Origin of the sequence: Moorena sp. SIO2C4 (genome assembly GCF_010672485.1) — a bacterium.
Taxonomy (GTDB): domain Bacteria; phylum Cyanobacteriota; class Cyanobacteriia; order Cyanobacteriales; family Coleofasciculaceae; genus Moorena; species Moorena producens.
In genome coordinates this window covers 1-1,272 of sequence record NZ_JAAHGN010001500.1, presented here as the reverse complement: position 1 = coordinate 1,272, position 1,272 = coordinate 1, and the positions used below count along the sequence as shown (strand labels likewise).

1 protein-coding gene and 1 pseudogene are annotated in these 1,272 nt (G+C 45.4%); both read left to right on the top strand.

The window, feature by feature from the left end:
* On the top strand, window positions 1-246 hold a 246-nt coding region (locus F6K20_RS38970; protein ID WP_287298520.1), incomplete at its 5' end, for a pyrroline-5-carboxylate reductase dimerization domain-containing protein.
* A 551-nt stretch (window positions 247-797) separates the two neighbouring features.
* Window positions 798-1,272: pseudogene (locus F6K20_RS38965) on the top strand (RNA-guided endonuclease TnpB family protein); the annotation flags it as partial.

The window sequence follows — 1,272 nt, the reverse complement described above, 5'->3', positions numbered from 1 at the left end:
TATGGGGGCGTGGCAGCTGGATTACCCAGAGCGATCGCATTGCAGTTGGCCCAGTCTACAGTATTGGGGACAGCCCAGCTGTTAAAGGAAACTCAAATACATCCAGCTCAATTGAAGGATCAGGTTACTAGTCCTGGGGGAACGACAATTGCTGCGATCGCTAAGTTGGAGAAGGCTGGTTTTCGCTCGGCTTTGATTGAAGCGGTTTTGGGGTCTTATCAGCGTTCTCGGGAGTTGCGGGGTTGAAGGTTTAAAGTTTGAGGTTGGAGGTTGGAGGTTGGGGGTTAAAGGTTGAAGTTTAAAGGTTAAAGGTTGAAGGTTGAAGGTTGAAGGTTGAAGGTTGAAGGTTGTGGGTTGTTCGCCCTTAGCGTTCCCATAGGGTAGGTTGTTAAGGCTTGGCGTCCCTTGTAGGGTAGGTTGAAAATTGATCAAAACTGATTGAGATTGTCAATCTTAAGCTCAATTAGGCTACGCCGTTGTTAGTTGGTCTTGGCTAACCCCATCTGGATCTGTAGTCCTATGGGGGTGTTATTTTAATTAATGGGCAAAAAACTATTGTGTGCGTCATCTAGTTCTGTCATCTAGTTCTATAATAAATGGCAGCTAAAGGATTTATGCCATTGGTCGCCATCGTTTAAAAGCATGGGATCTGAACTACCAAAAATACTGGGAACGTGAGAGCCTCCCTTTTCAAAAGGGTTTACGGTTTCGTCTCCGGGATGAAACTCCCGGGACGGGGTTTACCCCGCCGTATCTATTCCAATAGGTTATAATAAAGAGAGGGAGGTGATAGTAAGATGTACAAAACAATTCCAGTAAAAGCAACGTTTTCAGACGAAGAAAATGCTTTCTGGCTATTTCAGTGTGAGCAAGCGAATAGCTTGATAAATTGTGCAGTCTATTACTCCAAACAGAAGCATTATAGTTGGTTGAAACAGCAACCAGAGGCATTTACAACTTACTGGCGGGGGGATGAACTGCGCTATGGTTGGAAGACTTACAAGTGCGCCCTCAAGTATGCTGAGCTATGCAACAGCTTGAAAGACAACCCTCATTACAAGGCAATGGCGGCTCAGTCAGCACAACAAACTCTTAAAACTGTAGCCGAGTCAATCACTAGCTATAACCAATTAGTCAGCCTTTACTACAAAGGCCAAGTCGATAGACCAAAACTGCTTAGGTACCGCAAGAAAGGCGGGCTAGCTGCCGTCACTTTTCCCAGACAAGCGCTCAACTATAAGAACGGTTTGTTTTACCCGTCGATCAGCAAGA